The organism is Paenibacillus sp. FSL L8-0470 (assembly GCF_038008625.1).
In the GTDB taxonomy this organism is placed as follows: Bacteria; Bacillota; Bacilli; order Paenibacillales; family Paenibacillaceae; genus Paenibacillus_AQ.
On record NZ_JBBOZM010000001.1, the window covers coordinates 5,064,160 to 5,087,911 of the forward strand.

The following is a 23,752-nucleotide window of genomic DNA, read 5'->3' on the forward strand; positions in this document are numbered from 1 at the left end:
AGCCGTACAGAACATTTGACTGTTCTGTACGGCTTTTCGTTTACATGATGCTGATTTATCACAGAAGTATCAAGAACCCATCACATTCCTGCACTGAATCCTAGTACCGGGTTACGCCATCTTTGGTCACAAGCGCAAACACCAGCGGCTGAGGCGGAACGGGCTGAGCGGAAATGCGGTAAGCTTCCAGCACTTTGGCTTCCGCTTCCTGCACTTTGTTCTCGCTGGCATCGTTCACATGCAATACAGCAAGCGTATCACCTGCGGCTACGGCATCGCCGACTTTCAGCGACAGCAGGATGCCGACGGCGAGATCAATGACCGATTCCTTGGTCTCGCGGCCTGCGCCAAGCAGCATGGCAGCTACACCAATCTCTTCGGCTTGGATGCTCGCCACATAACCAGCGGTTGCTGCTTTCACTTCGATAAATCTCCGTGCTGCCGGCAATGTGTCCGGCGCTTCGACCTGCGACACCTTTCCGCCCTGCGCAGATACGATTTGCTTGAACTTGTCCAGAGCACTGCCATCCTCAATATGAGACATCAGGATGGAGCGGGCTTCGGCTTCGTCCTTCGCCTTGCCGCCAAGCACCAGCATTTGGCTGCCCAGAATAAGACAGACCTCCTGCAGATCCTTCGGCCCGTGGCCCTTCAAGGTTTCGATGCCTTCCTTGATTTCCAGGGCGTTGCCGATGCCGTAGCCAAGCGGCTGGTCCATGTCGCTGATGACCGCAACCGTGTTGCGGCCCAGATGGGTCCCGATATCCACCATGGCTTGCGCCAAGGCAATAGAATCGTCAAGTGTCTTCATGAACGCGCCGCTGCCGGTCTTCACATCAAGTACGATGGCATCGGCACCCGCGGCGATTTTTTTGCTCATGACGGAGCTGGCGATCAGCGGAATGGATTCCACTGTCGCTGTCACATCACGCAGTGCGTAGAGCTTCTTGTCCGCAGGTGTAATGTTGCCCGACTGGCCGATTACAGCAGCGCCGATCTCCCCTACCTGGGCGAAAAATTGTTCCCGGCCCATCTCGATAGAAAAGCCGCTGATCGACTCAAGCTTGTCGAGGGTGCCCCCGGTATGTCCCAGCCCGCGGCCGGACATTTTGGCCACCGGAACTCCGGCAGCGGCAACAAGGGGTGCCAGCACCACAGTCGTTTTATCGCCCACGCCGCCGGTGGAATGCTTGTCCACCTTGATGCCGGCAATTGGACTGAGATCGACCTGATCACCGGACATGGCCATTTCCAGCGTCAGATCGCCGGTTTCCCGTGCATTCATCCCGCGGAAATACACCGCCATTGCCCAAGCCGAGATTTGGTAGTCGGGAATTTCACCCTTGCTGTAGCCTTGGATCAGAAAAGCTATTTCTTCACGGCTAAGCTCCCCGCCGTCTCTTTTTTTCTGAATAAGATCAACCGCTCGCATTACACCTGTACCTCACGCACAAAGGCGCGCACAAGGCCGATAAACTTCGGTTTAGTCAGATTGGCAACCTTAACCACCTGCTCATGCGTCAGCGGCTCCAGCTCATCCCCGATCGCCATATCGGTGATACAGGTAATGCCGAGTACACGCAGCTTGCTGTGGCTGGCGACGATCACTTCAGGCACAGTAGACATCCCGACAGCATCGCCGCCGAGGTACGCCAGCATTTTTAGCTCCGCCGGTGTCTCATAAGTCGGACCGCTGATGCCGGCATATACGCCTTCCTGCAGTACAAGCGCTTCACCATCTACACCTTTAACTTCAGCTGCAAGCTTTTTGGCCAAAGCCATGTACTCAGGGTCATAAGCACGGGACATATCCGGGAAACGCACACCCAGCTCCGGATCATTAGGTCCGATCAGCGGGTTATCGCCAGTCATATTGAGGTGGTCGGTAATCAGCATCAGATCGCCTGCTTTGAACGCCCGGTTCATTCCGCCGCCCGCATTCGTGATCACCAGCGTACCCACGCCAAGCTTTGCCATTACATAGACCGGAAGCACAACTTTGCGCATCTCGTAGCCTTCGTAGAAGTGGAAGCGGCCCTGCATGATAATAACATCCTTGCCTTCCAGCTTCCCGATGACGAACCGGCCAGCATGGCCTTCTACCGTAGAACGCGGAAAATGAGGAATTTCTTCATAAGGCAGATACACTGCATCTTCGATTTGGTCGCCCAGATCGCCAAGACCTGAGCCCAGAATCAGCCCGATGGACGGTGAATACGCTCCGAATTTGGATTTTACGTATTCTGCTGCTTCTTTCACCTGATTGCCGTAAGAAATATTGGTTTGTGTCATGAATTGAACCTCCCGGGTATGAATTGTTGTGGATGAATAATATTGGCATAATTCCGATGCCATTGAGTCTGATCTATAAAGCCTACATCTTCGGAATAAAGGCCAGTACCAGCTTCAAAAAGCGCTCACGCACACGTTCAGCCGTCTCCATAACCTCCGCATGGTTCAGCGGCTGGTCAAGAATGCCGGCAGCCATGTTGGTGATGCAGGAAATGCCAAGCACCTCGATACCGGCATGGCGGGCCACAATCGTCTCCGAGACGGTGGACATGCCTACAGCATCCGCACCTTGACGGCGCAGCATGACAATTTCAGCCGGAGTTTCATAGCAAGGGCCGAGCAATCCGGCATATACGCCTTCCTTGAATTCAAAATCCTGCTCTGCCGCAGCTTCCTTCGCCGCTGCAATCAGGCGGGGGCTGTATGCAGTCGACATGTCCGGGAACCGGACGCCAAGAGCATTGTCATTCGGGCCGGTCAGCGGATTGCGCCCGGTCAGGTTCAGATGATCGGTAATCAGCATCAGATCGCCGGGTGTAAAGTCCGTGTTCACGCCACCTGCGGCGTTAGTAACGAGCAGGCTGGTTACGCCAAGCTCTTTCATTACGCGCACCGGAAAAGCCGTCGTCTCCGGGCCGTAGCCTTCATACATGTGGAAACGGCCCTTCATCATTACAACTCGTCGTCCTTCGATCATTCCGATCAGCAGTTCGCCTTCATGTCCTTCTACTGTAGATACAGGAAAATGGGGGATCTCGTTGTAGGGAATTACAACCTCATCCGTAATGAGGTCTGCCAGAACGCCCAGACCTGAGCCGAGAATCAGCCCGATTTCCGGGGCGACTGTACATTTATCCTTGATATAAACCGCTGCTTCCTGAATGTGCTTTTGGCTAACTGCTTCCATGGTTTATTGCCTCCTTGAGGGGTATTGATGCTTCATAGGATTTCGTATTATTTCAGTTCTGCCAAAAAGCTTGTCCCGTATTGCGGCGCTTTGGCCCCAAAGTTGTCAGCAATTGTCGCTGCCACATCTGAGAACGTCTGGCGGATGCCCAGGTTGCCCGGAGTCTTGAATCTTGGACTATAAATCAAGAGTGGCACATACTCGCGTGTGTGATCAGTTCCGCTATGGATCGGATCATTGCCGTGGTCTGCTGAGAGAATGAGCAGGTCATCTTCGCCGAGTGTAGATAGCAGCTCCGGAAGCGCCTGATCGAATACCTCAAGAGCATGTCCGTACCCCTCCGGATCGCGGCGGTGGCCATACAGGGAATCGAAATCTACCAGATTCGTGAACAGGAAGCCGTCAAACGGCTTGCGCAGCTCCCGGATCGTAATCTCGATGCCATGCTCATTGCTTTTTGTCGGATAAGTGGCTGTTACGCCTTCACCTGTGAAGATATCGTTGATCTTGCCCACAGCGATAACGTCTTTACCGATATCCTCCAGCGCGTTCATTACCGTCGGCTCCGGCGGTTTGACCGCATAGTCATGGCGGTTGGGAGTACGCACAAAGTTCCCCGGTTCGCCGACATAGGGGCGGGCGATTACGCGGCCTACCGAGAACTCAGGAGCCATCGTCAGCTCGCGGGCGATTTTGCAGGCGCTGTACAGCTCTTCCAGCGGGATAATATCTTCATGAGCAGCAAGCTGGAATACGCTGTCGGCGGAAGTGTACACAATCCAGGCCCCGGTCTTCATTTGCTCTTCGCCATATTCGACCAGAATCTCTGTACCGGAAGCCGGCTTATTGCCGATCACCTTGCGTCCGGTTGCCGCTTCGAACTTCTCAATCAGCTCTGCCGGGAATCCGTCAAAATAGGTGTTGAACGGAACTTCAATCTTCAGTCCCATCAGCTCCCAATGGCCGGTCATTGTATCCTTGCCTACCGATACCTCCTGCATTTTGCCGTAATATCCGGCAGGTGCTGCTACAGGCTCCAGCGGCGGCAGCGGTGCAATATTGGCGAGACCCAGCTTTTGCAGATTAGGCAGCTTAAGACCCGGCACCCGCTCCAAAATATGTCCCAGCGTATGGGACCCTTTATCACCGAAACTTTCCGCATCCGGCGCTTCGCCGATACCAACACTATCAAGAACGATAAATCCAATTCGTTTAAATGAGGACATGTCCGTCTTCACTCCTTCGTAGTATGCATATTCTTTAGGTTACAGCAAAACAAGAAGAAACGGCTCTACCTTCTTCCGAAGGGACAGCCCTTCCGAAGCCAGCGGCCCATTGCCCCGCTTTTTAGGTACCCGTTTCTGCCGAAAGTAACTCCCGGGGTTCACACGCTCCGGTCTATCCTTTCAGTATATTTCCATCATAACGATCTTACTCACAAAAAGCATCTTTTTACCCTTTCCCCGGGGATTACCCGCGATTCAGGTCTTATACCCATTCCGCAGCAGCAGTTACCTCGCCCGGGGATGGTGGCTTTCGTAGACTTCCTTCATATTTTTGCGGGCAATCCCGCTGTAGATCTGCGTTGTGGAAATATCCGCATGACCAAGCATCTGCTGCACGGAACGCAGATCCGCACCGCCTTCCAGCAAATGAGCAGCGAATGAATGTCTAAGGGTATGCGGAGTGATATCCTGCTCAATCTGAGCTTCACGCGCATACTTTTTAATGATTTTCCAGAAGCCCTGACGGGTCAGCCGTCCGCCCAGACTGTTCAGAAACAGGGCAGGCTCCTCCTGATTTCCCCGCAGCAGCTTGTCCCGCATCCCGGATGTATACCCCGCCACGCACTCCGCTGCAATAGCGCCGATCGGCACTACCCGTTCCTTCCCGGAAGCCCCGCTGCAGCGGGCAAACTTCAGGTCCGTATGCACGTCCTCTACATTCAGGGTAATCAGTTCTGTAACCCGGATGCCGGTGGCGTACAGCAGCTCTAGCATCGCCTTGTCGCGCATCCCCTGGGGGGTAGCATCATCAGGGGCCGCCAGCAGCCGTTCGATTTCTTCGATACTTAAGATCATCGGCGGTTTTTTGCTCGGTTTGATCATTTCCATATCCAGCGTTGGGTCCTGCATGATCAGCCGTTCTTTCAGCAGATAGTGAAAAAACGCCCGCAGCGACACCGTATTCCGGTTCACTGTTGCGGTTGCCCGCCCTGCGGTGCGGAGCTCAGCGAGATACTGCATAATATGCGATCTTCTAATCTCCTCCGGTGTAACGGCACCACGGCCTTCGGCAAACTCCAGAAACTGCGACACATCTCGTCCATAGGACTCGAGCGTGCTGGAAGATAAACCTTTCTCTACGGTTAAATATTGCATAAAAGGCTGCAAGTGTGACTTCATTTCATTCACGCTCCTGTCTGCTCAGGCTGCTCTTCGCGGCTATGCAGCATTTAGGCATGGAGTTCAGCATCTGGCTGCACAGCGGCAAGCCAGATGCATGAACTCACCTAAGGTTCATTCGACAGTGTTCCGGCTTCTTCCTGCTTCGGGCCGGGCAATCACTCGCCATACCAGTAATATAGCCGCAGACGTTCCCCTGCATTCAGACTGTCCACACTGACAGGGGCATCCTTAAAGGCCCGGACTGCCGTGCCTTCCGGGATTTCATAATGATCTATCGGACTGATCCATCCGCTTAGCCAGCTCAGGGCGTAATACAAGAAACAGCTCAATGCAACAAGCAGGGTCAAAAAATACAGCCGGCGCACCGTTCCAGGCACAGAAATAATCATTAGGATTCCTCCTAAAAGTTTTGTGAGCTTATACTTCCCAGGGTTGCTGCGTACAAGACTCACTTCGGAAGCATAAACTTATGTTTTGTGAGCTTATACTTCCGGGAATTGCTGCGGACAGAACTCGCTTCGGAAGCATAACTCGTCCTTCACTTTATGCGCCGGCGGGCGGTGATATGTATGTCGGCCTGATGAAATCATTTAAAAAGCCCCCTCCGGCAGTACACCGGGGAGAGCTTGTGCGGTAATTTATCATCTATAAGCCTATTCGGGCGTATTGCCATCCGTAGTATTCTTGTCCTTGCAGCGGTGGCAAATCCCGTGAAAATCAAGTCTATGATCGAGCACCGTGAAATTATAATCGTTCTCCAGCCGCTCTTCCAGCGGTCCGAGCCAATCCTCACGGATTTCATCCATTGTGCCGCATTGCACACAGATTAAATGATGATGATGATGTTTCGCCGTATCTGTCCGCAGGTCATAACGGGCAACTCCGTCTCCGAAATTAATCTTCTCCACGACATGAAGCTCGCTGAGCAGTTCCAGGGTCCGGTATACAGTGGCGAGACCGATCTCGGGAGCCTTTTCTTTTACAAGCATAAACACATCTTCTGCACTTAAATGATCGTCTTCGTTCTCCAGCAGCACTCTTAAGGTTGCTTCCCGTTGGGGTGTAAGCTTATATCCTTGGGATTGTAGCTGTTGCTTTATCTTGTCTATCCGGGCTTCCATAGTATCCCTCCCCCTTGGAAAATTACCGCACCGGGCATAAAACCACTTCTTCCATTATAGGGGGAGTCGCTTTGAGAAGTCAAACGCTTTTAGAGTGTGTTCAATAGTGGTATTCCGTGATGGCAATACAGCTCTGACAACGGTTCAATGGACTAGTTAACAGCAGTGGTGTGGATTACTTGAATTTCAGCTCCGTTTTCTTCTCGTATGAAAAGAGTCCAGTTGATCAACTCCCCATTGCTTGTTATTGATTTAGTGATTGGAGCGCTGTTAAATGCCGTAGTGGAGAGTGTCGTTCCGGCCTTACTCAGGACGATCTTTTGCAGCTTATTGTTTTTGTCTTTGGCGATCACAATGATTTTCTCCGGAGAACTCACCACATTTACATCGTATAATTTGGAATAGCGTTTGGTCCAAGCTACCTTGCCTGAGGACAGGTTAAAAACAGATATCGAGTTATCGATCTTACTACAAATAACTTTATTTTGGTCCGACAATGCAAATAGTTGCGAATCACTGGTAAGAATGCCGTCTGAAAAACTCTGTTGAACGGGTTCTGCGAAAACATTCGTAGACACCATAAACAAAAAAATCATCAGAATCCCTATTTTTTTCACCTGCTGTATCCTCCTTCCTCGGCTGCTCACCCAACACCATTTTAATTCCTATATTTGCAAATATCTACTATTCATAACTTTTTGCAATCAAAGGAATAAAAAAATGCTGCCCAGTGAAAACCCCACCCGGCAGCATTCTTTAATTCACCCTATAGATACGAGCATGGGTGTCACCCATCTCATCATCACCGGCGTCACCCAGGCCTCAAAACCGGAAATGCCCAGGACAAGTACGGCCATTCCGAGCGATAATAAGGTGTACATCGCAAAAGGCCTTGTCACCGGCGTACGCCGCTTCCCCAGCACCCTGCTGCGGATCATCAGCAGCGAGAAGGCAATAGCCGCTGCGCTGCATACGAGCAGAACCGGGATCAGCACAAGATTGTGCGGAGCAACCGAGACGAGGGCAAACAGCATGCCGTGCCAGGAATACTGGCTGACGAGACAGCCGACGGTAAAGCCGATCAGCACGCCTTTGAGAAAATCCAGGATCAGAATACCGGGAAGCCCAATGACCGACAAGCCAAGAATCCAAATGAGTCCCACCCACTTCAGATTGAGCGCGGCGATACTCCAGTAAGAGTCGGGCGCAGCCGGCAGGCCCTGCTGATCAACGGTGACGAAGAAATTCCCCATGTAATCTCCCAGCTCCTGCTGCTGGTCCAACGTTAACGCACTGACAATCAGAGCCCCGAAAACGACACCAACGAGAAATAATACGGCAACAAAAATATAAAGAGGCGTCTGTTCCTTCATCATCAGCCTTAAACTGCGCATCGGGACGTTCTCCTTTCCGGTCACATATTACACCATATGAGGAGACATCCCGCTCTATGACTTGTCCTTTGGACAGGTCGCTGTTATGCACAGCAATTCTACTTTTTGTTCACCATTACTTTACCGTACGTCCCTCCGCCTCCTGCCGATAGTGCAAGTTCCCCCGTGCGGGCAAGAACAATCTGCGCAGCCAGCTCCGTTCCCGCTACTGCAGCAATCTCCGCCTCGCCGGCGCCATGCAGAATATTCATCTCCGTGCCAAAAGCCGCCAGCAGCGCGTTCATCTTGGCCGGGCCAAGTCCCGGAATAAACTCAAGCGGCACCTGATAGTGATACGGCGGACGATGGTCCGGTACGAGGGGCTGCCCGCGGTCGGCGATGGACAGAATCCGGTCAAACACCCCCTGCACCAGCTTGGGACTGCCGCAATAAGGACAACGTTCCGAAGTGGCATACGCTTCATCAATGATGCTGCCGCATCCGGCGCAATAGGTGCGGTGATACTTGCCCAGGCGCGGGTTCAGTCCAAAATTAGCGCTGACCCTGCGGCCTGCCTTACGCTCCAGTGCCAGCTTCAGTTCGCTGAAGGACGGCCTAGCCAGCTCGATGACATTGTATTCACGGCCGATTTTGCCGAGGGAGTGGGCGTCAGAGTTGGTCAGGAAGGTATAGCTGTCCAGCTCAGAAATGTATCCTGCCATCTCCGAATCCGCGCTAAGGCCAAGCTCAACTGCTGCGATACGCTCCAGGTCAAACAGCTCGGCCATACGCTCTGCGGCACAGCCGTAAAGACCTTTATGCGGTGTGAAAATATGCGCCGGAATTAGAATGCCCCCGCGTCCGTAAATCTCATCCTGCAGTTCCCTGGATGGGGCATACAGCCGCTGGGAACTGAGATTTACGTTGCGCATATGCTTGCTCATCCAGCTGCTGAAATCCGCCATCGTCTCCAGGTCCGGCATAAAGGCTAACACATGGCATTCCTTCCGGCCAGATTCGCGGATTTCAATCTCTGACCCCAGCAGGATCGTGGTGCCCCTGTAAGCAATACCTCCACCGTCTGCCACTGTCATCTCTCCGGATTCCAGCGACTGGCGGATATCGCGTTGCACGCCGGGGGAGTGGCTGTCAATAATCCCGATTAGCCCGATCCCCTTGCGCTCTGCGGCCTCCTTGGCGATTCCGGCAAAGGTGAGATTCTTGCTGCCACTGATTTTGACAGCTTGTCCTTCCGTAGTGCGGCCGATATGAACATGCAGGTCACAGTAGAAGCTGTGCAGCTTGTTTTCCCCTTCTAGTGCCATTGGCCCGTCAGCGTATAGAGATGCCATGCATACACCGCCATCATCGTTTTGGCGTCGGCGATGCGGCCGTCCGCAATGTACTGGTAAGCTTCCTCCAGTGTAAGCTCGGAGACCTCCAGAAATTCGTCCTCATCGAGTGCCATATCTCCCGCCTGGGCGTTGTCTGTCACATACAAATGAATAATTTCATCCGCGAATCCGGGCGAGGTATAAAAGGATTTCAGCAGCTTAAGGTCGCCGCTGTGGAAGCCCGTCTCCTCCTGAAGCTCCCGGCCGGCAGCGGCCAAGGGATCTTCGCCTTTATCCAGCTTTCCTGCGGGGATCTCCACCTCGGTGCGGTGCATCGGCTGGCGGTATTGCTCCACTACAAGCATCTTGCCCTGATTCAGAGCAAGCACAGCTACAGCTCCGGGATGCTTTACGACCTCGCGGGTTGCGGTATTGCCATCCGGCAGCTTAACCGTATCCACCTGCAGGGTAATAATTTTGCCTTCAAAAATCGGCTGTGTAGACAATGTCTCTTCATCCAGTGCGGGATTGCGGTGAGTTTCATCTTTTTTCATAGTTTATGGTCTCCTTTAGCTCAGTTCTGCATAGGGTGTATTATAGCAAACTTAAGGGGAAAGAAGGAATGTAGGCATGAATGACATCCTTATCCGTACAAGCTCAAAAGCAGTCACAATGGTAGGTACTCCGGAGCAGATTAAAGCAGTAATCGCCGGGTGGACCCTGCAGTACGGACGTGATATGCCCCTGTCCTACATCCTGCGGCTGCAAGCCGAATCACGGCTGAGTCCGCCTAAAGCGGGGTAACCCGCTCGCAGAATTTTTCCCTTTCCATCCCAGAATGTATCCGGACCGGAAAGACGTTATTACCTTGGCAAGGGGGAAAATCGGCTTCAAAACAGAACAATAGTGTCTCTGGAGTCCATTCCCTTGTAAAAAACAGGCAATTATTTAAAATAAAGTCCATGGAGTCCGGCAGCTTCTAGTCCACATTCTAAGCCACCGAGAGTCCCCATGCGCTTGAAGGAACGTTCCCAATTTTTCAGGAAAAACATAAGGAGCTGTTCCCGGGCATCGCCCGGAAACAGCTCCTTCACTGCATATACCCAGCCTCAGCTGCTGCACATGATATTTTAAGCTTTTACACTTTCCTTAACAATGGCTACAACCAGCTCAGCCGCTTTGACGATGTCCTCGGCTTTGATCCGTTCCTTAGTGGTATGGATGTGCTCGTAACCGATGGCCAGATTTACCGTTGGTACCTTTAGACCATTGAACACATTGGCGTCGCTGCCGCCGCCGGACGGGAACAGGCGTGTCTTCAGACCGAGTGAGGTTATGGCGCGGTCCGCAAGCATCACAACCGGATCATGCTCATTAAAGCTGAAGGCCGGATAAATAATCTCACTGCGGAATTCACATTCTGCACCATGCTCACGCACTGTGGTCTCCAATGCTTCGCGCATGGAAGCCACCTGCCGGTCTACCTTCTCCTGCACAATACTGCGTGCTTCGGCATCCAGCTGCACATGGTCGCAAACCACATTTGTTGGTCCGCCGCCTGCGAACTTGCCGATATTGGCCGTAGTCTCATTGTCGATGCGTCCCAGTTTCATCGCCGAGATGGCTTTGCTTGCCACCTGAATGGCGCTGATGCCATCTTCCGGATTCACGCCGGCATGGGCGGATTTGCCGAAGATCTGCATTGTTACTTTAGCCTGGGAAGGCGCAGCAACCGCAATCGCTCCAACCTCGCCGTTGGAATCCAGCGCAAAGCCCATGTCAGCATCCAGCAGTTTGGGGTCCATGGCCCGGGCACCAAGCAGCCCGGATTCTTCACCGGCTGTAATGACAAACTGGATCTGACCGTGAGCAACACCCTGTTCCTGAATGACACGGATCGCTTCGAACAAAGCAGCTAACCCCGCTTTGTCATCCGCCCCGAGAATTGTGCTGCCGTCGCTCGTAATCCAGCCGTCTTCTCCAAGAGTAGGCTTGATATTCTGTCCGGGAACCACTGTATCCATATGGCAGGTGAACAGCAGCTTGGGAGCCGCAGCTCCATTATCGGCAGGCCAGGTAACGAACAGATTGCCTGCCCCATGTCCGGTGCGCTCCTGGGAATCGTCCTCGATAGCAGTAAGACCCAAGGCGCTGAATTTTTCTTTTAGCACATCGGCAATTTGCCGTTCGTTTCTTGTTTCACTGTCAATACGGACAAGCTCCATAAATTCCTGAATCAATCGGTCTTGTGATATCATTGGACTTCCCTCTCTTTCACGATTGCGTTACAATAGTGGTACTGTCTTAAATATCTGTACGCTCTTAACTTAAACTAATTCTAAAGGAGTCACTCATGCAACGTCAAAAATGGTTCCGTATCTTCATTTATGTCATGCTGATCGCCATGGTCGGCTCTACCTTGCTGATGGTTATCGAGCCTTTCCTGGCCGGTTAACAGCAAAAAGTAGAACGTTAATAATAGCGTCCGGGCTACCCGGGCGCTATTTGACATCCCGGGTTACCGTCAAATCGGCCTGAGCATGCGGATTCGCCGGGTTGATCACCTTATACGGAAAGTGCTGCAGGAAATAAGGAATCAGCTCCTCTGATACCTGCTCAGGATCCATGGGCCGGCCGGTGCATTCCTCCAGCGAAGTTACCCCATATTCCGCAATGCCGCAGGGGATAATCCCCTGAAACCCGCGCCCGCCAATCCCCGCAGAGATGTTGAAGGCAAAGCCGTGGCTGGTAATAAAGCCTCTGCGTGATTTGCTTCTGTTAAACTTGACACCAATCGCACAAATCTTCTGGTCGCCAACCCAAACGCCGGTATACCCGGGCTTGCGGTCACCCTCTATTCCGCAGGAAGCCAAATAATCAATAATGACAGCCTCCAACCGGCGGAGATACCCGTGCAGATCGACCCTTCCGTCCTCCCCAAGCTTCAGCAGCGGGTAGCCGACAAGCTGGCCCGGCCCATGATATGTAATGTCTCCCCCGCGGTCGATTTCAAACAGCGCAATCCCTTGCTCCTTGAGCTGTTCACCGCTGAGGAGAAGATGCTCCGGGTGATTCTGAGAACCGATGGTATAAGTGGGCGGATGCTGCAAAAGGATCAGCTGTTCCAGGCCTGTTCCGGCATCAATGGCCTGCACATGTTCCTTCTGCAGCTCCCAGGCCGCACCATATTCCATCAGGGGGTGATATGAAACTTCCAGCTTACCAGGTTGCGGGTTATTCATAACGTCAGGTCCCCTTTGAATTAGAGTCGCCAGTCACTGAATGTTGCAAAATATTAATACAGCTTGCTATCCGGCGTGTAGCCTTCCAGGTTATCCTTCACGCGCTGCAGGAAGCGGCCGCAAATGACGCCATCCAGAATCCGGTGATCCAGAGACAGACAAATGTTGGCCATGGAGCGCACAGCGATCATATCGTTGATGACCACAGGCTTCTTCACAATGGATTCAAAGGTCAATATTGCCGCCTGCGGGTAGTTGATAATCGGGTAGGACAGAATAGAGCCGAAAGAACCGGTGTTGTTGACGGTAAAGGTCCCCCCCTGCATATCTTCCAGGCGCAGCTTGCCGTCGCGGGTCTTTTGCGCTAATTCGTCGATCTCCCGGGCAAGTCCGGCGATGTTCTTCTGATCGGCCTTCTTAATTACCGGTGTCATAACGGAATCTTCAGTGCCAACAGCAAGTGTAATATTGATATCGCGTTTGACAATGATTTTATCAACCGCCCAGACGGAGTTCATAATCGGATAATCCTTAATCGCACTGACTACAGACTTCATCATAAAAGCGAGGTAAGTCAGGTTGATGCCTTCCTTGCGCTTGAACTCATCTTTAAGCTTATTCCGCAGCACGACGAGATTCGTCACATCCACTTCAATCATTGTCCACGCATGGGGAATCTCAGAGACACTCTGGCGCATTCTTGTGGCGATCGTGTTGCGGATCGGGGTGACGTCGATCAAAAATTCTGAACTGCTGCCCCGGCCGCCTTCCACCTCAATCGTCGGAATACGCGGAGATTCGCTCAGGTGCAGTCCGGACTGGCGAACGTGCTCCCGCGTTTCCTGCACTTCGGTCTGAACAGCCTGCAGCACAGGTTGCTGAGCGGCTTCGTGCGCCTGCCGTCCGGCTGCCGAAGCTGCTCCATTGGAGGCATGGACGGCTGCGGCCCCGCCGCTTTCCAGGAACGTCAGCACATCCTTCCGGGTGATACGGCCGCCCATACCGGTTCCCGGCACAGCGGCAAGATTAATACCGTGCTCGGCGGCGAGTGTCTGCACTGCCGGTGAGTAGCGGGAGCGCATGGGAGCGTCAGCTGGACCCCCGGCAGCTGGTAACGGCGGTTTGGCTGCTGCATGCGCCTGCGGAGCGGAATTAACCTGGCCAGCTCCGGCGGATGGAGCTGCCGGAACCGTTGGGGCTGCGGGAGCAGCCACAGCTACAGCGATACGGGCGATAACTTCGCCAACGTTGACGGTCTGGCCCTCTTCCGCGAGCAGCTCCACCAGTGTTCCTTCCACGGTGGAAGGCAGCTCTGCATTGACTTTATCTGTAATCAAATCGCAGATGGGCTCATATTGATCCACTTGATCGCCCGGCTGCTTCAGCCATTTGCCGATCGTCGCCGATACCAGCGACTCAGCCAGCTGCGGCAGAATCACGTCGATCAGCTTTGTATTGTCAGACATATTGTCACTCCTTAAAGTTTTGTAAGCAATACTTCTTGCAGCAACTTCGTACAAAACTCGCTTCGGAAGCATACGCTTAAGTTTTGTAAGCAATACTTCCTGTAGCACTCTTCGTACAAAACTCGCTTCGGAAGCATGTACCCGCAGAATCAGAATGTTTAGTATTGCGCCAGCCGGAGCATCTCCGCTTTCACTTTATCTTTGCTCAGCATGAAGAATTTCTCCATCGGCGGGCTGATCGGCATCGCGGGCACATCAGGGCCGCAGAGCCGGAAGATCGGCGCGTCGAGCTCGAACAGGCAATGTTCGGCAATAATGGCCGCCACCTCGCCGCCGATTCCGCCGGTCTTGTTGTCCTCATGGACAATCAGCACCTTGCCGGTCTGACGGGCAGCGGCAATAATGGCTTCACGGTCCAGCGGCTGCAGCGTGCGAAGATCCAGTATGTGTGCGGTTATGCCTTCCTCGCGCTCCAGCTCCTCCGCCGCCTGCATCGCAAAATGCAGCGGCAGGCTGTACCCGATCACCGTAATATCGCTGCCTGCGCGCAGCAGGTTCGCTTCTCCGATCGGCACGGTATAATCGTCTTCCGGCACATCTTCCTTAATCAGCTTGTAGCATTTCTTGTTCTCGAAGAATATGACCGGATCCGGGTCACGGACCGCTGCCTTCAGCAGACCTTTGGCGTCATACGCTGAATAAGGCGCCACAATCTTCAGTCCCGGTGTGCCGAAGAAAATTGATTCGGGGCACTGGGAATGATACAGCCCGCCAAATATACCGCCGCCGATAGGCGCGCGGATAACAACCGGGCAGTTCCAGTCGTTATTGGAGCGGTAACGGATTTTGGCCGCTTCGCTAATAATCTGATTGGTTGCCGGGAGCATGAAATCTGAATATTGCATTTCGGCAATGGGCTTCATGCCGTACATTGCCGCTCCAATGGCCACTCCGGCAATCGCCGACTCTGCCAGCGGGGTATCCATCACGCGTTCTTCCCCGAACTGCTCCTGCAGCCCTTTGGTAGTGGTGAACACACCACCCTTAACGCCAACATCCTCACCCAGCACGAACACGGATTCATCGCGTTCCATTTCTTCCTTCATCGCCAGCCGGATCGCATCGATATATTCCATCATTGCCATGAATTATGCTCCTCCTTTGAGGTCTGATTCACTGTATACATGCAGCAGCGTATCTTCCGGTTTCGGGAACGGTGCATTGTCAGCATATTCAATAGCCTCTTTCAGTTCAAGATTGTACTGCGCAGCCAGATCGCGTTCCTGTTCGTCACTCCACAGGCCCAGCTCTATCAGATAGTTGCGGAAGGCGGCGACGCCGTCCTTTTTCCAGTTCTCGTCAACCTCTTCTTTGGTCCGGTAAGCCAGATCGTTGTCCGAGGTGGAATGCGGTGACAGGCGGTACATCATCGCTTCGATTAGCGTTGGTCCTTCTCCTCTAAGAGCTCTCTCCCGCGCTTCCTTAACAACACGGTACACTTCAAGCGGATCATTGCCGTCTACCTGGATGCCCGGGAAGCCGTAGCCTAGCGCACGGTCACTGACTTTGCCGGCGAGCTGCTTATGGGCAGGGATGGAGATGGCGTACTGGTTGTTCTGGCAAAAAATAATGACCGGCAGCTTGTTCACACCGGCGAAATTGCACGCTTCATGAAAGTCACCCTGGTTGCTGGAGCCCTCTCCGAACGTAACAAAAGAAACAAACTTTTTCTTCTGCATCTTGGCCGCAAGCGCGAAACCTACCGCATGCGGAACTTGTGTAGTCACCGGACTTGAGCCGGTTACGATGCGCAGACGTTTGCTTCCAAAGTGGCCCGGCATCTGCCGTCCACCGCTGTTGGGATCCTCTGCCTTGGCGAACACGGAGAGCATCAGCTCGCGCATGGTCATGCCCACGGTAAGCACAAAGGCATAATCGCGGTAATACGGAAGGAAATAATCATTCTGCCGGTCCAGTGCAAAGGCCGCCGCCACTTGCGCCGCCTCCTGGCCGATGCCGGAAACATGGAAGTTAATCTTCCCGGCGCGCTGCAGCAGCAGACTGCGCTCATCGTACTTCCGTCCCATCTGCATATATTTGTACATATCTATGACCTGGCCGTCGCTGAGTCCAAGCTCCTGATGTCTGTTGACTGCTCCTACAGTACCTTGAGATTCCATATGAGAGGTACCTCCTAAAAGTTTTGTGAGCCTAATCCCACTAAATTGGTTTCGTACAAACTTGCATTAGATGTTTAAAATTATAACAACCTGTGCCTGATCTTATAACCTGGTACTAATACATGGCTTGAGTTCATTATAATCCCTTTCTGTACAAAAAGAAAAGAGAGGAAAAGCCGGAATAGAGCTATTTCGGCGTATAACGCTTCACCAGCTCTATCCGGCATTCTCTTTGGGGACCTTTCTCGTATACTAAAAACCGATTGATTTGCCATCTACCGCCAGCATGGCTTCTCCAATAATCTCAGAAAGCGTCGGATGGGCGTGGATGGCTTCGCCGATCTCCCAAGGGGTGGCGTCCAGCAGCTGCGCCAGCGCCGCTTCGCCGATGAGATCGGTCACATGCGGTCCGATCATTTGAACACCGAGAATATCCCCGCTGCTTCGGTCGGCAACGACTTTGACAAAACCGTCCTTCATCCCGTAGACGATAGCTTTGCCGATAGCCGAGAACGGAAATTTCCCGGTCACGACATCATGGCCAAGATTCTTGGCCTCTTTCTCCGTATATCCGACACTGGCCACTTCCGGCCGTGTGTAGACACAGCGGGGTACCTGATGGATATGATAGGGATGGAGCTTCTCACCTGCCAGGTGGTTCACCGCGCGAATACCTTCATGGCTGGCAGCATGGGCCAGCTGCAGACCGCCGATGCAATCGCCGATACCGTAGATATGCGGCTCATTCGTCTGCATGTTGGTGTTAACCTCGATCACACCTTTATCGAAGCGGATATCGGTATTTTCCAATCCAATATTTTCGATATTGGCTACTCTGCCGACAGATACCAGCAGCTTCTCTGCGGACAAGCTCTGACTCTGTTCTCCCTTGCGGGCTTCAATCGTTACGCCGTCCTCCGTTACCACACAAGTCTCAGCATCCACGGTTGTCCCCGTCAGAACTTTGACCCCGCGTTTTTTGAGCAGACGCAGCAGCTCCCGGGCAATTTCCTCGTCCTCCAGCGGCAGCAGCTGGCCTGCGGCCTCGACCACAGTCACCTGTACACCGAAATCAACGAGCATTGAAGCCCACTCCACTCCGATTACTCCGCCGCCCACAATAATGATCGAAGACGGCAGTTCTTCAAGCGTCAGCGCTTCTTCACTGCTCAGAATAACCTTGCCATCCGGTTTAAGTCCCGGCAGCACGCGGGGGCGTGAGCCTGTAGCGACAATAAGATTGGATGAGACTACAGTCTCCATCTCGCCATTCTCCAGTTCCACCGCCACAGCACCGCTGCGCGGAGAGAAAATCGAAGGCCCGATGACCCGGCCTTTCCCTTTGAGGACCTGGATTTTATTCTTGCGCATCAAATATTGCACACCCTCATGAAGCTGTTCCACCACAGCTTCCTTGCGGCGCTGCACCTTCGGGAATACCAGCTGCACGCCTGTTGTTTCGATGCCATAACTTTCGCTCTCATTTATCTCAGCATACACTTCTGCGCTGCGCAGCAGCGACTTGCTTGGAATACAGCCGCGGTGCAGGCAGGTGCCGCCCAGTTTGTCCATTTCGATGACGACAACCGACTTTCCCAGCTGGGCCGCGCGGATCGCCGCCACATAACCTCCGGTTCCACCGCCCAGTATTGCCACGTCACAGGATATTGTCATGATATGTATCCTCCAGTCATTACTCATAAGTTCTGCATAACCTATTACATTGTACTCTCTTTTATGCCCATTACAAACTTATAATCGTCATGTATTCATGGACTTTTTCCTGGTGAAGCGTTATCATATGGGGGAATCCAAAGGGCTGCGAAGGAGATGGAACCCTCATGAAACTGCTGATTTCACGCTTCATTGCCATCCTTATTCTGGTTATTCCCGGCCTGCTGGCCATGACGGGCTTCCTTATGATGAAAGATGATATTTTCAACTATATTTCCATGCATGGTGACGATGCCGTGACACCGGATTTTGCCTGGCTGCATTTTGGCGGGGGGCTGTTGCTCTTCTTGGCCGGGATGAGCTTTCTCGGAGGCTGGATTCTGACGCGTGACCGTAAAAAGAACTATGTCGGCCCCCGGTTCAGAGAGAAGCAAAAAATCCAGCAGCCGCCTGCTGCGAAAAGTAATCCTTAACTGTAATTAACTTAAATCACTTGTCCAGGCATTTCCGAAGTCATTCGGAGATGCCTTTTTCTTTTTTGATTCTATGAATCCTTTAGGAAATAAGGTATATTTTCCCTGTAACTTATTTCAATCAGGGAGTGGTATGTCTTGCTGCATCAACAACAGGCCCCAGTACTGGACAGCAATGCGATTATCGTATCCGGCGCAGGCAAAACATTAAATCAGACCAAGATCATCCGCAACGTTTCTTTCGCTGTGCCTCAAAATAGCATTTTCGCCATCATCGGCCCGAACGGAGCGGGCAAAACAACGCTGCTGCGTCTCATCACGGGTCTCTTGACTCTGGATGAAGGAACGATTACTTATTTGAGACCAAAACCGGGCGTGAAAACATCCGTGATTTCTGCATCTATTTGGACGTAAGTCCCGCATTAGCTTCTACGATGATCGAACGATACGCTGCTCTTCTGCAGCTCGAAACCGCACTTGATAATAAAGTGGCTACCTACTCCAAAGGCATGAAACGAAAGCTGTCGCTGCTGATTACGCTGCTGAAGGATTCCCCCATCCTGCTGCTGGACGAGCCCACCTCCGGTGTCGATCCCGAATCAAGACTGGTCATGCGCAGTGTTCTGCGCGGTTTGAAGGATGAAGGCAAAACACTTATCCTTACCTCTCACGATTTGGCGGAGGTTCAAAAAATCAGCGATTGGATCACCATTCTGATCGGCGGTTCCATTGTAGAAACCATTCATAATCAAGAATTCTGCGGTGATTTGGAGCAACGGTTCTTCACTATACTTAAGGAGGCTAGATAATGAGGCTGCATCCGGTGAACAAATTGAATATTAAAGATGTCCTGAGAACCCCCTCCTATGTTGCCATGCTCCTAATCATGATAATCTTGCCGTTTAACTCCCTGCTGCAAATTCTGAGAACCAACACCGGCCCAATGGCCTTTATTCCGGTATATATTTACCTTGTCCTGAACCTCTCGATCTATCTCTTTCTTAATATGATTGCCCTCAGTCTAATAGTTATTTCCGAAAAAACCTCGGGGCGCTGCGAATATTACCTTGCCAATAAGGTCGATATCCGCCAGCTAACTTCTTTATACAGCCGCTCCGCCTTTGTGCTAAGCATTGCTCCTATCCTGCTTTTTAATGCTCTCGTGTTTGCCTATGCCCTGGTTTCCCGGGAAGCCTTGCTGCTCCATCTGTTCCAGAATGTTGCTTTTGTGATGTTTGCTGCGGCTTATCTCTTGTTTACCTATGCGGCCACCGGAACATTGACGCTGTTCTCCATGCTCTCCAAGTCCCCCGAGCGGGTGAGGACTTTCCTTTCGGTCAGTGCCGTTCTGTTTGTGTTTGCCGCCTCACTGCCTGGCACATTCCTCCGCAAGCTCGGGATTACACCGGATGGTAACGCCATCCTCTGGATTACCGGCTGCATGCTGCTTCTCCTCGCTGCACTCTGCACCGCTGTGCGCTCCTCTCTAAACGGGAAGCTGAGCAATGAAAGCATTATATTATCCTACAAACAGTAGCTCCATTTTTCGGAAAAGTCCAAAAAGCAGCAAACCCGCCCCAGTCCCACTGCTTGTCTGGATGACGTATCCTGCTGCTTCCCGTTAGCCGTTCTAATTCTGGACTGTGCCCTTATATCGCTGCCTCATCCTTAGTACCCCGAACCAGTTCGCTGTACAGTCCGCCTTGCTGCAGCAGTTCGTCATGTGTGCCCTGCTGCAGCAAACGTCCGCCCTGCAATACCAGGATACGGTCCGCCGCACGGATGGTGCCCAGTCTGTGGGCGATCACGAAGCTGGTCCGGCCTTTCATCAGCGCCTGCAGCCCTTCCTGAATCTTGATTTCAGTCACCGTATCAATGCTGCTGGTCGCTTCATCCAGCACCAGCATGGAAGGATTGGCGAGAATCGCTCTTGCGATCGCCAGCAGCTGCTTCTGCCCCTGGCTGATCCCGCTGCCGTCCACGGAGAGCATCCGCTCATAGCCGCCGCGCATCCGCATGATGAAGGAATGGGCATTCGCCAGCTTCGCCGCCTGCTCCACTTCCTCGTCCGTAGCGTCCAGCCTGCCGTAGCGGATATTGTCGCGGATTGTGCCTTTGAACAAGAAGGAATCCTGCAGCACAAAAGCCATCTGGCTGCGCAGACTTTCCCTGCGGATGGACGAAAGCTCCATGCCGTCCAGCGTAATGCTTCCTTTGCCCGGATCATAGAACCGCGACAAGAGGCCTATCAGTGTTGTCTTGCCGGCCCCTGTAGGTCCGACGAGGGCGATCATCTCGCCCGGCTTCGCCTCAAAGCTGATATTCTGCAATATATCGGCGCCGCCGTCATAAGAGAAAGAGACGTCCTTGAACGTTACCGCCCCCTCTACCTGTTCCAGCGATACCGCCGCGCCTTCATCCTTGGCTTCAGTCTCTTCGTCCATAACCTCAAACACCCGCTCCGCCCCGGCAATCGCCGACAGCAGTGTGTTCCACTGGTTCGCCAGATCATTAAGCGGCCGCGTAAATTGACGTGTATACTCCACAAAGGCGATGATTACACCGACAGTGACCAGGCCGCGGACCGCCAGCAGGCCGCCCACACCGGCAACAATGGCAAAGCTCAGATTGTTCAGGCCATTCATCAGCTTGGGAATGAAGCCGGAAATGGACTGCGCCCAATACCCGGACAGCATAATCCGCGTATTGCGTTCACGGAAACCGGAAATGACCCGCTCCTCCTGCGAGAACGCCTTGATAATCCGTTGTCCTGACAATGTTTCTTCTATATAGCCGTTGAGCTCGCCCATGCTGCGCTGCCGCTCCTTGAACAGCGGACCGGTACGCCGCGTTATCCAGCGCATCCCCAGCGTCATCAGCGGCACTACAATGAACGTCAGCAGCGTTAGCAGCGGACTGAGCCATAGCATGACACCTACGGTACCCAGCAGCGTAAGAACACTGGAGAAAATCTGGATCGCCGAGCTGTTTAGCGTGGAGCTGATATTCTCGATGTCATTGGTCAGGCGGCTCATAATTTCCCCCTGCTGTCTGCGGTTGAAGAAGGAAATCGGCAGACGGTGCAGATGGGCAAACAAATCGGTGCGTATCCGGTAGATTGTCTCCTGGGCAATTTCGATCATCCAAATATTTTGCAGCCAGGAAGTTAATGAATTGAGCACATATACAAGTGCAAGGGTAATGAGGAAGGTCCCCCAGGTTCTGCCCCCCGATCCCTCTAGGTAATGATCGACCGCCCGGCTGATCAGATAAGGTCCAAGCAGCGCCAGACCGGAGCTGAACAGCACCATCAAAAGCACGAGGAACAGCTTGGCTTTGCGCTCGGCAAGATAACTCCAGATCCGTTTCAGCGTAGCCGGCCAATTTTTCGCTTTCGCTTGGGGCTTGCGGCTCGAGGCCGCCCCGAAGCTTCTACCCTCTCCAAGCCCCAGATCCAGCTTCGGATGCTTGAAAGGTTCAATTAATGCTTTGAACATGATGCACCGCCTCCTTACCCTGGGATTCATATATTCTCCGGTAGAGCGAAGAGCCGGTCATAAGCTCTCCATGGGTACCTTTGGCGATTAAACGGCCTTCATCCAGCAGCAGGATCAGGTCTGCCGATACCGTGGAGCTGATCTTCTGGGTAATAAGAAAGGTTGTGCAGGACATATGCTTCAGTTCCTCCAGCAAAAGACTTTCCGTTACTGCATCTAGCGCACTGGTGCTGTCATCCAGAATGAGTATCGCCGGCTTTCGCACAAGCGCCCGGGCGATAGTCAGCCGCTGCTTTTGCCCGCCGGACAGATTGACCCCCCGCTGCCCCAGCATGGTGTCATAGCCTTGAGGAAGACCTGTCACCGTTTCGTGGATTTGCGCCGCAGCTGCTGCCCGCTCGATCTCTTCCCGGGTTGCGTGCTCATTCCCCCAGGCAATATTGTCACGTACCGAGCCGGTGAAAAGCAGTACCTCTTGTGGCACATAACCAATCGCTCCCCTCAGCTTGGCAATGTCCAGCTCCGAGCTGTCCACACCGTCAATTGCGATCACCCCATGGTTCTGCTCATATAACCGGGGAATCAGTCCGACCAACGAGGACTTCCCGGAGCCCGTTGCCCCCATAATCGCCACCCGTTCTCCAGATTTCACCTTGAAGGAGATCTCTTCCAGCACTGCGATCTCGCTCCCCGGATAACTGAAGCTGACATTTTCAAATTCAACCTCACCCTGTATAGCAAAAGATCCGGTATAGTCACTGCGTCCAGAAACGCCACGCTTACGCTCATAGGCCTGTATGCCTTGCTCCGCCGTTACGTCCTGAACTGCATCTGCCGACATCACTTCCGCCACCCGCTGCGAAGAAGCTATTGCACGCGAGAACGTCGCCATGATCGAAGACAAGGCTGACATAGCACCTATCGTCCGCAAAGAGTAGTTAATGACCGCCACGGTCTGTCCCAGGGTTGCTTCCCCTGCAGAAATCTCAATCCTTCCAAACCATAAAACCGCCATAATCCCCGCGTTGACGATCAGCATAATCAGCGGAGCTGTTGTTTCCGTCAATCGCAGTGCAGCTACAGTTGACTTCATCAGCTCTCCGCTGAATGAAGCAAACCGGCCAATCTCATGGCCCATACGTACAAACACACGAATTAAGCGGATGCCGGTCAGATTCTCCTGAATAACGCCGTTTACTCCATCAAGCCGGACCTGGACGCTGCGAAACAAACCTGATGACCTGCGTATCACCCACGCCAGGAACAGAATCAGCACCGGCAATGTCACCGTCAGCAGCAGCCCCAGCTTCACATGCACGACCAAAGCCATAATCACACTACCCAAGACAACTAGCGGCACCCGGGTCATAAACCGCAGCCCCATAAATATTGTATCCTGCAGCTGGGTCACATCTCCCGTAAGGCGTGTAATCAGTGACGAGGTCGGAAAACGGCTGAACACTTCATAGGTGAAGGACTGCACCTTCCCGTACAGCTTATCCCTGAGATCAAAGGCAAACCCCTGACTGGCATGAGACGCAAAAAAAGAGCTGAGCACACCCGCCGCAAACGCTATAACCGCGCTTACTGCAAGTACACCGCCCCACAGCCAGACTACTGAATTATCCTTCTCCCTGATCCCATTATCGATAATTTTGGAGATCAGCAAAGGCTGCGACAGTTCCACCGAAAGCTCGATAAGCATCATTACCAGGGCGGCGATTGCCGCCACCCGGTATCTTTTGAGATAAGAAAAAATTAAGTTCATCGACGTTACCCCATTTG

Annotated in this window: 23 protein-coding genes and 1 pseudogene; 5 read left to right on the plus strand and 19 right to left on the minus strand. The window is 52.9% G+C overall.

What is annotated here, in order from left to right:
- Positions 1–100 precede the first annotated feature (100 nt).
- The 11 genes from NST99_RS23180 to NST99_RS23230 form a co-directional block, all read right to left on the minus strand.
- Positions 101–1,432, minus strand: coding sequence for a pyrimidine-nucleoside phosphorylase (locus tag NST99_RS23180; protein ID WP_341094703.1), 1,332 nt, complete (start codon positions 1,430–1,432; stop codon positions 101–103).
- The gene (locus tag NST99_RS23185) at positions 1,432–2,292 is read right to left on the minus strand and encodes a purine-nucleoside phosphorylase (protein WP_341094704.1); all 861 of its coding nucleotides are present in this window, start codon (positions 2,290–2,292) and stop codon (positions 1,432–1,434) included. The genes NST99_RS23180 and NST99_RS23185 overlap by 1 nt, the downstream gene beginning before the upstream one ends.
- 82 nt (positions 2,293–2,374) lie before the next feature.
- Positions 2,375–3,199 (minus strand): purine-nucleoside phosphorylase, encoded by an 825-nt coding sequence (locus tag NST99_RS23190; protein WP_076108927.1) that lies wholly within the window; start codon positions 3,197–3,199, stop codon positions 2,375–2,377.
- 47 nt (positions 3,200–3,246) lie between these two features.
- A complete protein-coding gene (deoB, locus tag NST99_RS23195) occupies positions 3,247–4,425 on the minus strand; it encodes a phosphopentomutase (RefSeq protein WP_341094707.1) in 1,179 nt (392 codons plus the stop codon).
- Positions 4,426–4,710: 285 nt separating this feature from the next.
- A complete protein-coding gene (gene xerD / locus NST99_RS23200) occupies positions 4,711–5,604 on the minus strand; it encodes a site-specific tyrosine recombinase XerD (RefSeq protein WP_341094709.1) in 894 nt (297 codons plus the stop codon).
- Positions 5,605–5,762: 158 nt separating this feature from the next.
- Positions 5,763–5,996, minus strand: a complete 234-nt coding sequence (locus NST99_RS23205) for a DUF4227 family protein (protein ID WP_038594738.1) — start codon at positions 5,994–5,996, stop codon at positions 5,763–5,765.
- Between the two features lie 264 nt (positions 5,997–6,260).
- Complete coding sequence (gene fur, locus NST99_RS23210; protein ID WP_038594739.1) at positions 6,261–6,728, minus strand: ferric iron uptake transcriptional regulator; 468 nt, start codon at positions 6,726–6,728, stop codon at positions 6,261–6,263.
- 152 nt (positions 6,729–6,880) lie between these two features.
- Complete coding sequence (locus NST99_RS23215; protein ID WP_341094710.1) at positions 6,881–7,345, minus strand: hypothetical protein; 465 nt, start codon at positions 7,343–7,345, stop codon at positions 6,881–6,883.
- A gap of 144 nt (positions 7,346–7,489) precedes the next feature.
- On the minus strand, positions 7,490–8,122 hold the full coding sequence (spoIIM, locus tag NST99_RS23220; RefSeq protein WP_341094712.1) for a stage II sporulation protein M: 633 nt from the start codon (positions 8,120–8,122) through the stop codon (positions 7,490–7,492).
- A 98-nt stretch (positions 8,123–8,220) separates the two neighbouring features.
- A complete protein-coding gene (locus tag NST99_RS23225) occupies positions 8,221–9,426 on the minus strand; it encodes an endonuclease Q family protein (RefSeq protein WP_341094713.1) in 1,206 nt (401 codons plus the stop codon).
- Positions 9,417–9,989, minus strand: coding sequence for an NUDIX hydrolase (locus tag NST99_RS23230; RefSeq protein WP_341094715.1), 573 nt, complete (start codon positions 9,987–9,989; stop codon positions 9,417–9,419). Before NST99_RS23230 ends, NST99_RS23225 begins: the two co-directional genes overlap by 10 nt.
- 76 nt (positions 9,990–10,065) lie before the next feature.
- On the opposite strand from NST99_RS23230, the gene NST99_RS23235 reads away from it, so the two are divergent.
- A complete protein-coding gene (locus tag NST99_RS23235) occupies positions 10,066–10,239 on the plus strand; it encodes a hypothetical protein (protein WP_341094717.1) in 174 nt (57 codons plus the stop codon).
- Between the two features lie 326 nt (positions 10,240–10,565).
- On the opposite strand, the gene NST99_RS23240 is transcribed toward NST99_RS23235, so the two are convergent.
- The gene (locus NST99_RS23240) at positions 10,566–11,693 is read right to left on the minus strand and encodes a M20/M25/M40 family metallo-hydrolase (protein WP_341094719.1); all 1,128 of its coding nucleotides are present in this window, start codon (positions 11,691–11,693) and stop codon (positions 10,566–10,568) included.
- 95 nt (positions 11,694–11,788) lie between these two features.
- On the opposite strand from NST99_RS23240, the gene prli42 reads away from it, so the two are divergent.
- Positions 11,789–11,890 carry a stressosome-associated protein Prli42 gene (gene prli42, locus NST99_RS23245; protein WP_144024217.1) on the plus strand — a complete coding sequence of 34 codons (102 nt, stop codon included), beginning with the start codon at positions 11,789–11,791 and terminating at the stop codon, positions 11,888–11,890.
- A 46-nt stretch (positions 11,891–11,936) separates the two neighbouring features.
- On the opposite strand, the gene lipB is transcribed toward prli42, so the two are convergent.
- From lipB to lpdA, 5 genes are all read right to left on the minus strand, one after another.
- Positions 11,937–12,677 (minus strand): lipoyl(octanoyl) transferase LipB, encoded by a 741-nt coding sequence (gene lipB / locus NST99_RS23250; RefSeq protein WP_341094720.1) that lies wholly within the window; start codon positions 12,675–12,677, stop codon positions 11,937–11,939.
- Positions 12,678–12,730: 53 nt separating this feature from the next.
- Positions 12,731–14,143: a dihydrolipoamide acetyltransferase family protein gene (locus tag NST99_RS23255; protein ID WP_341094722.1), complete on the minus strand. Its 1,413-nt coding sequence runs from the start codon at positions 14,141–14,143 to the stop codon at positions 12,731–12,733.
- A 158-nt stretch (positions 14,144–14,301) separates the two neighbouring features.
- Entirely contained in the window at positions 14,302–15,288 is a 987-nt protein-coding gene (locus NST99_RS23260) for an alpha-ketoacid dehydrogenase subunit beta (RefSeq protein ID WP_038594755.1), read from the minus strand.
- Between the two features lie 3 nt (positions 15,289–15,291).
- Entirely contained in the window at positions 15,292–16,323 is a 1,032-nt protein-coding gene (locus NST99_RS23265; protein ID WP_341094724.1) for a thiamine pyrophosphate-dependent dehydrogenase E1 component subunit alpha, read from the minus strand.
- 252 nt (positions 16,324–16,575) lie between these two features.
- Positions 16,576–17,997 carry a dihydrolipoyl dehydrogenase gene (gene lpdA / locus NST99_RS23270; protein ID WP_341094726.1) on the minus strand — a complete coding sequence of 474 codons (1,422 nt, stop codon included), beginning with the start codon at positions 17,995–17,997 and terminating at the stop codon, positions 16,576–16,578.
- A 167-nt stretch (positions 17,998–18,164) separates the two neighbouring features.
- Between lpdA and NST99_RS23275 the strand changes: the two genes are divergently transcribed.
- From NST99_RS23275 to NST99_RS23285, 3 genes and pseudogenes are all read left to right on the plus strand, one after another.
- Positions 18,165–18,470: a DUF2627 domain-containing protein gene (locus NST99_RS23275; RefSeq protein WP_076108915.1), complete on the plus strand. Its 306-nt coding sequence runs from the start codon at positions 18,165–18,167 to the stop codon at positions 18,468–18,470.
- Between the two features lie 128 nt (positions 18,471–18,598).
- Positions 18,599–19,276 (plus strand): annotated as a pseudogene (locus tag NST99_RS23280) (ATP-binding cassette domain-containing protein); the annotation flags it as partial.
- 2 nt (positions 19,277–19,278) lie between these two features.
- A complete protein-coding gene (locus NST99_RS23285; protein WP_341094728.1) occupies positions 19,279–20,007 on the plus strand; it encodes a hypothetical protein in 729 nt (242 codons plus the stop codon).
- A gap of 112 nt (positions 20,008–20,119) precedes the next feature.
- Here NST99_RS23285 and NST99_RS23290 read toward each other — a convergent pair whose 3' ends face one another.
- Together NST99_RS23290 and NST99_RS23295 are read right to left on the minus strand one after the other, a co-directional pair.
- A complete protein-coding gene (locus NST99_RS23290) occupies positions 20,120–21,967 on the minus strand; it encodes an ABC transporter ATP-binding protein (RefSeq protein ID WP_341094731.1) in 1,848 nt (615 codons plus the stop codon).
- Positions 21,948–23,735 (minus strand): ABC transporter ATP-binding protein, encoded by a 1,788-nt coding sequence (locus NST99_RS23295; RefSeq protein WP_341094733.1) that lies wholly within the window; start codon positions 23,733–23,735, stop codon positions 21,948–21,950. Before NST99_RS23295 ends, NST99_RS23290 begins: the two co-directional genes overlap by 20 nt.
- Positions 23,736–23,752 lie beyond the last annotated feature (17 nt).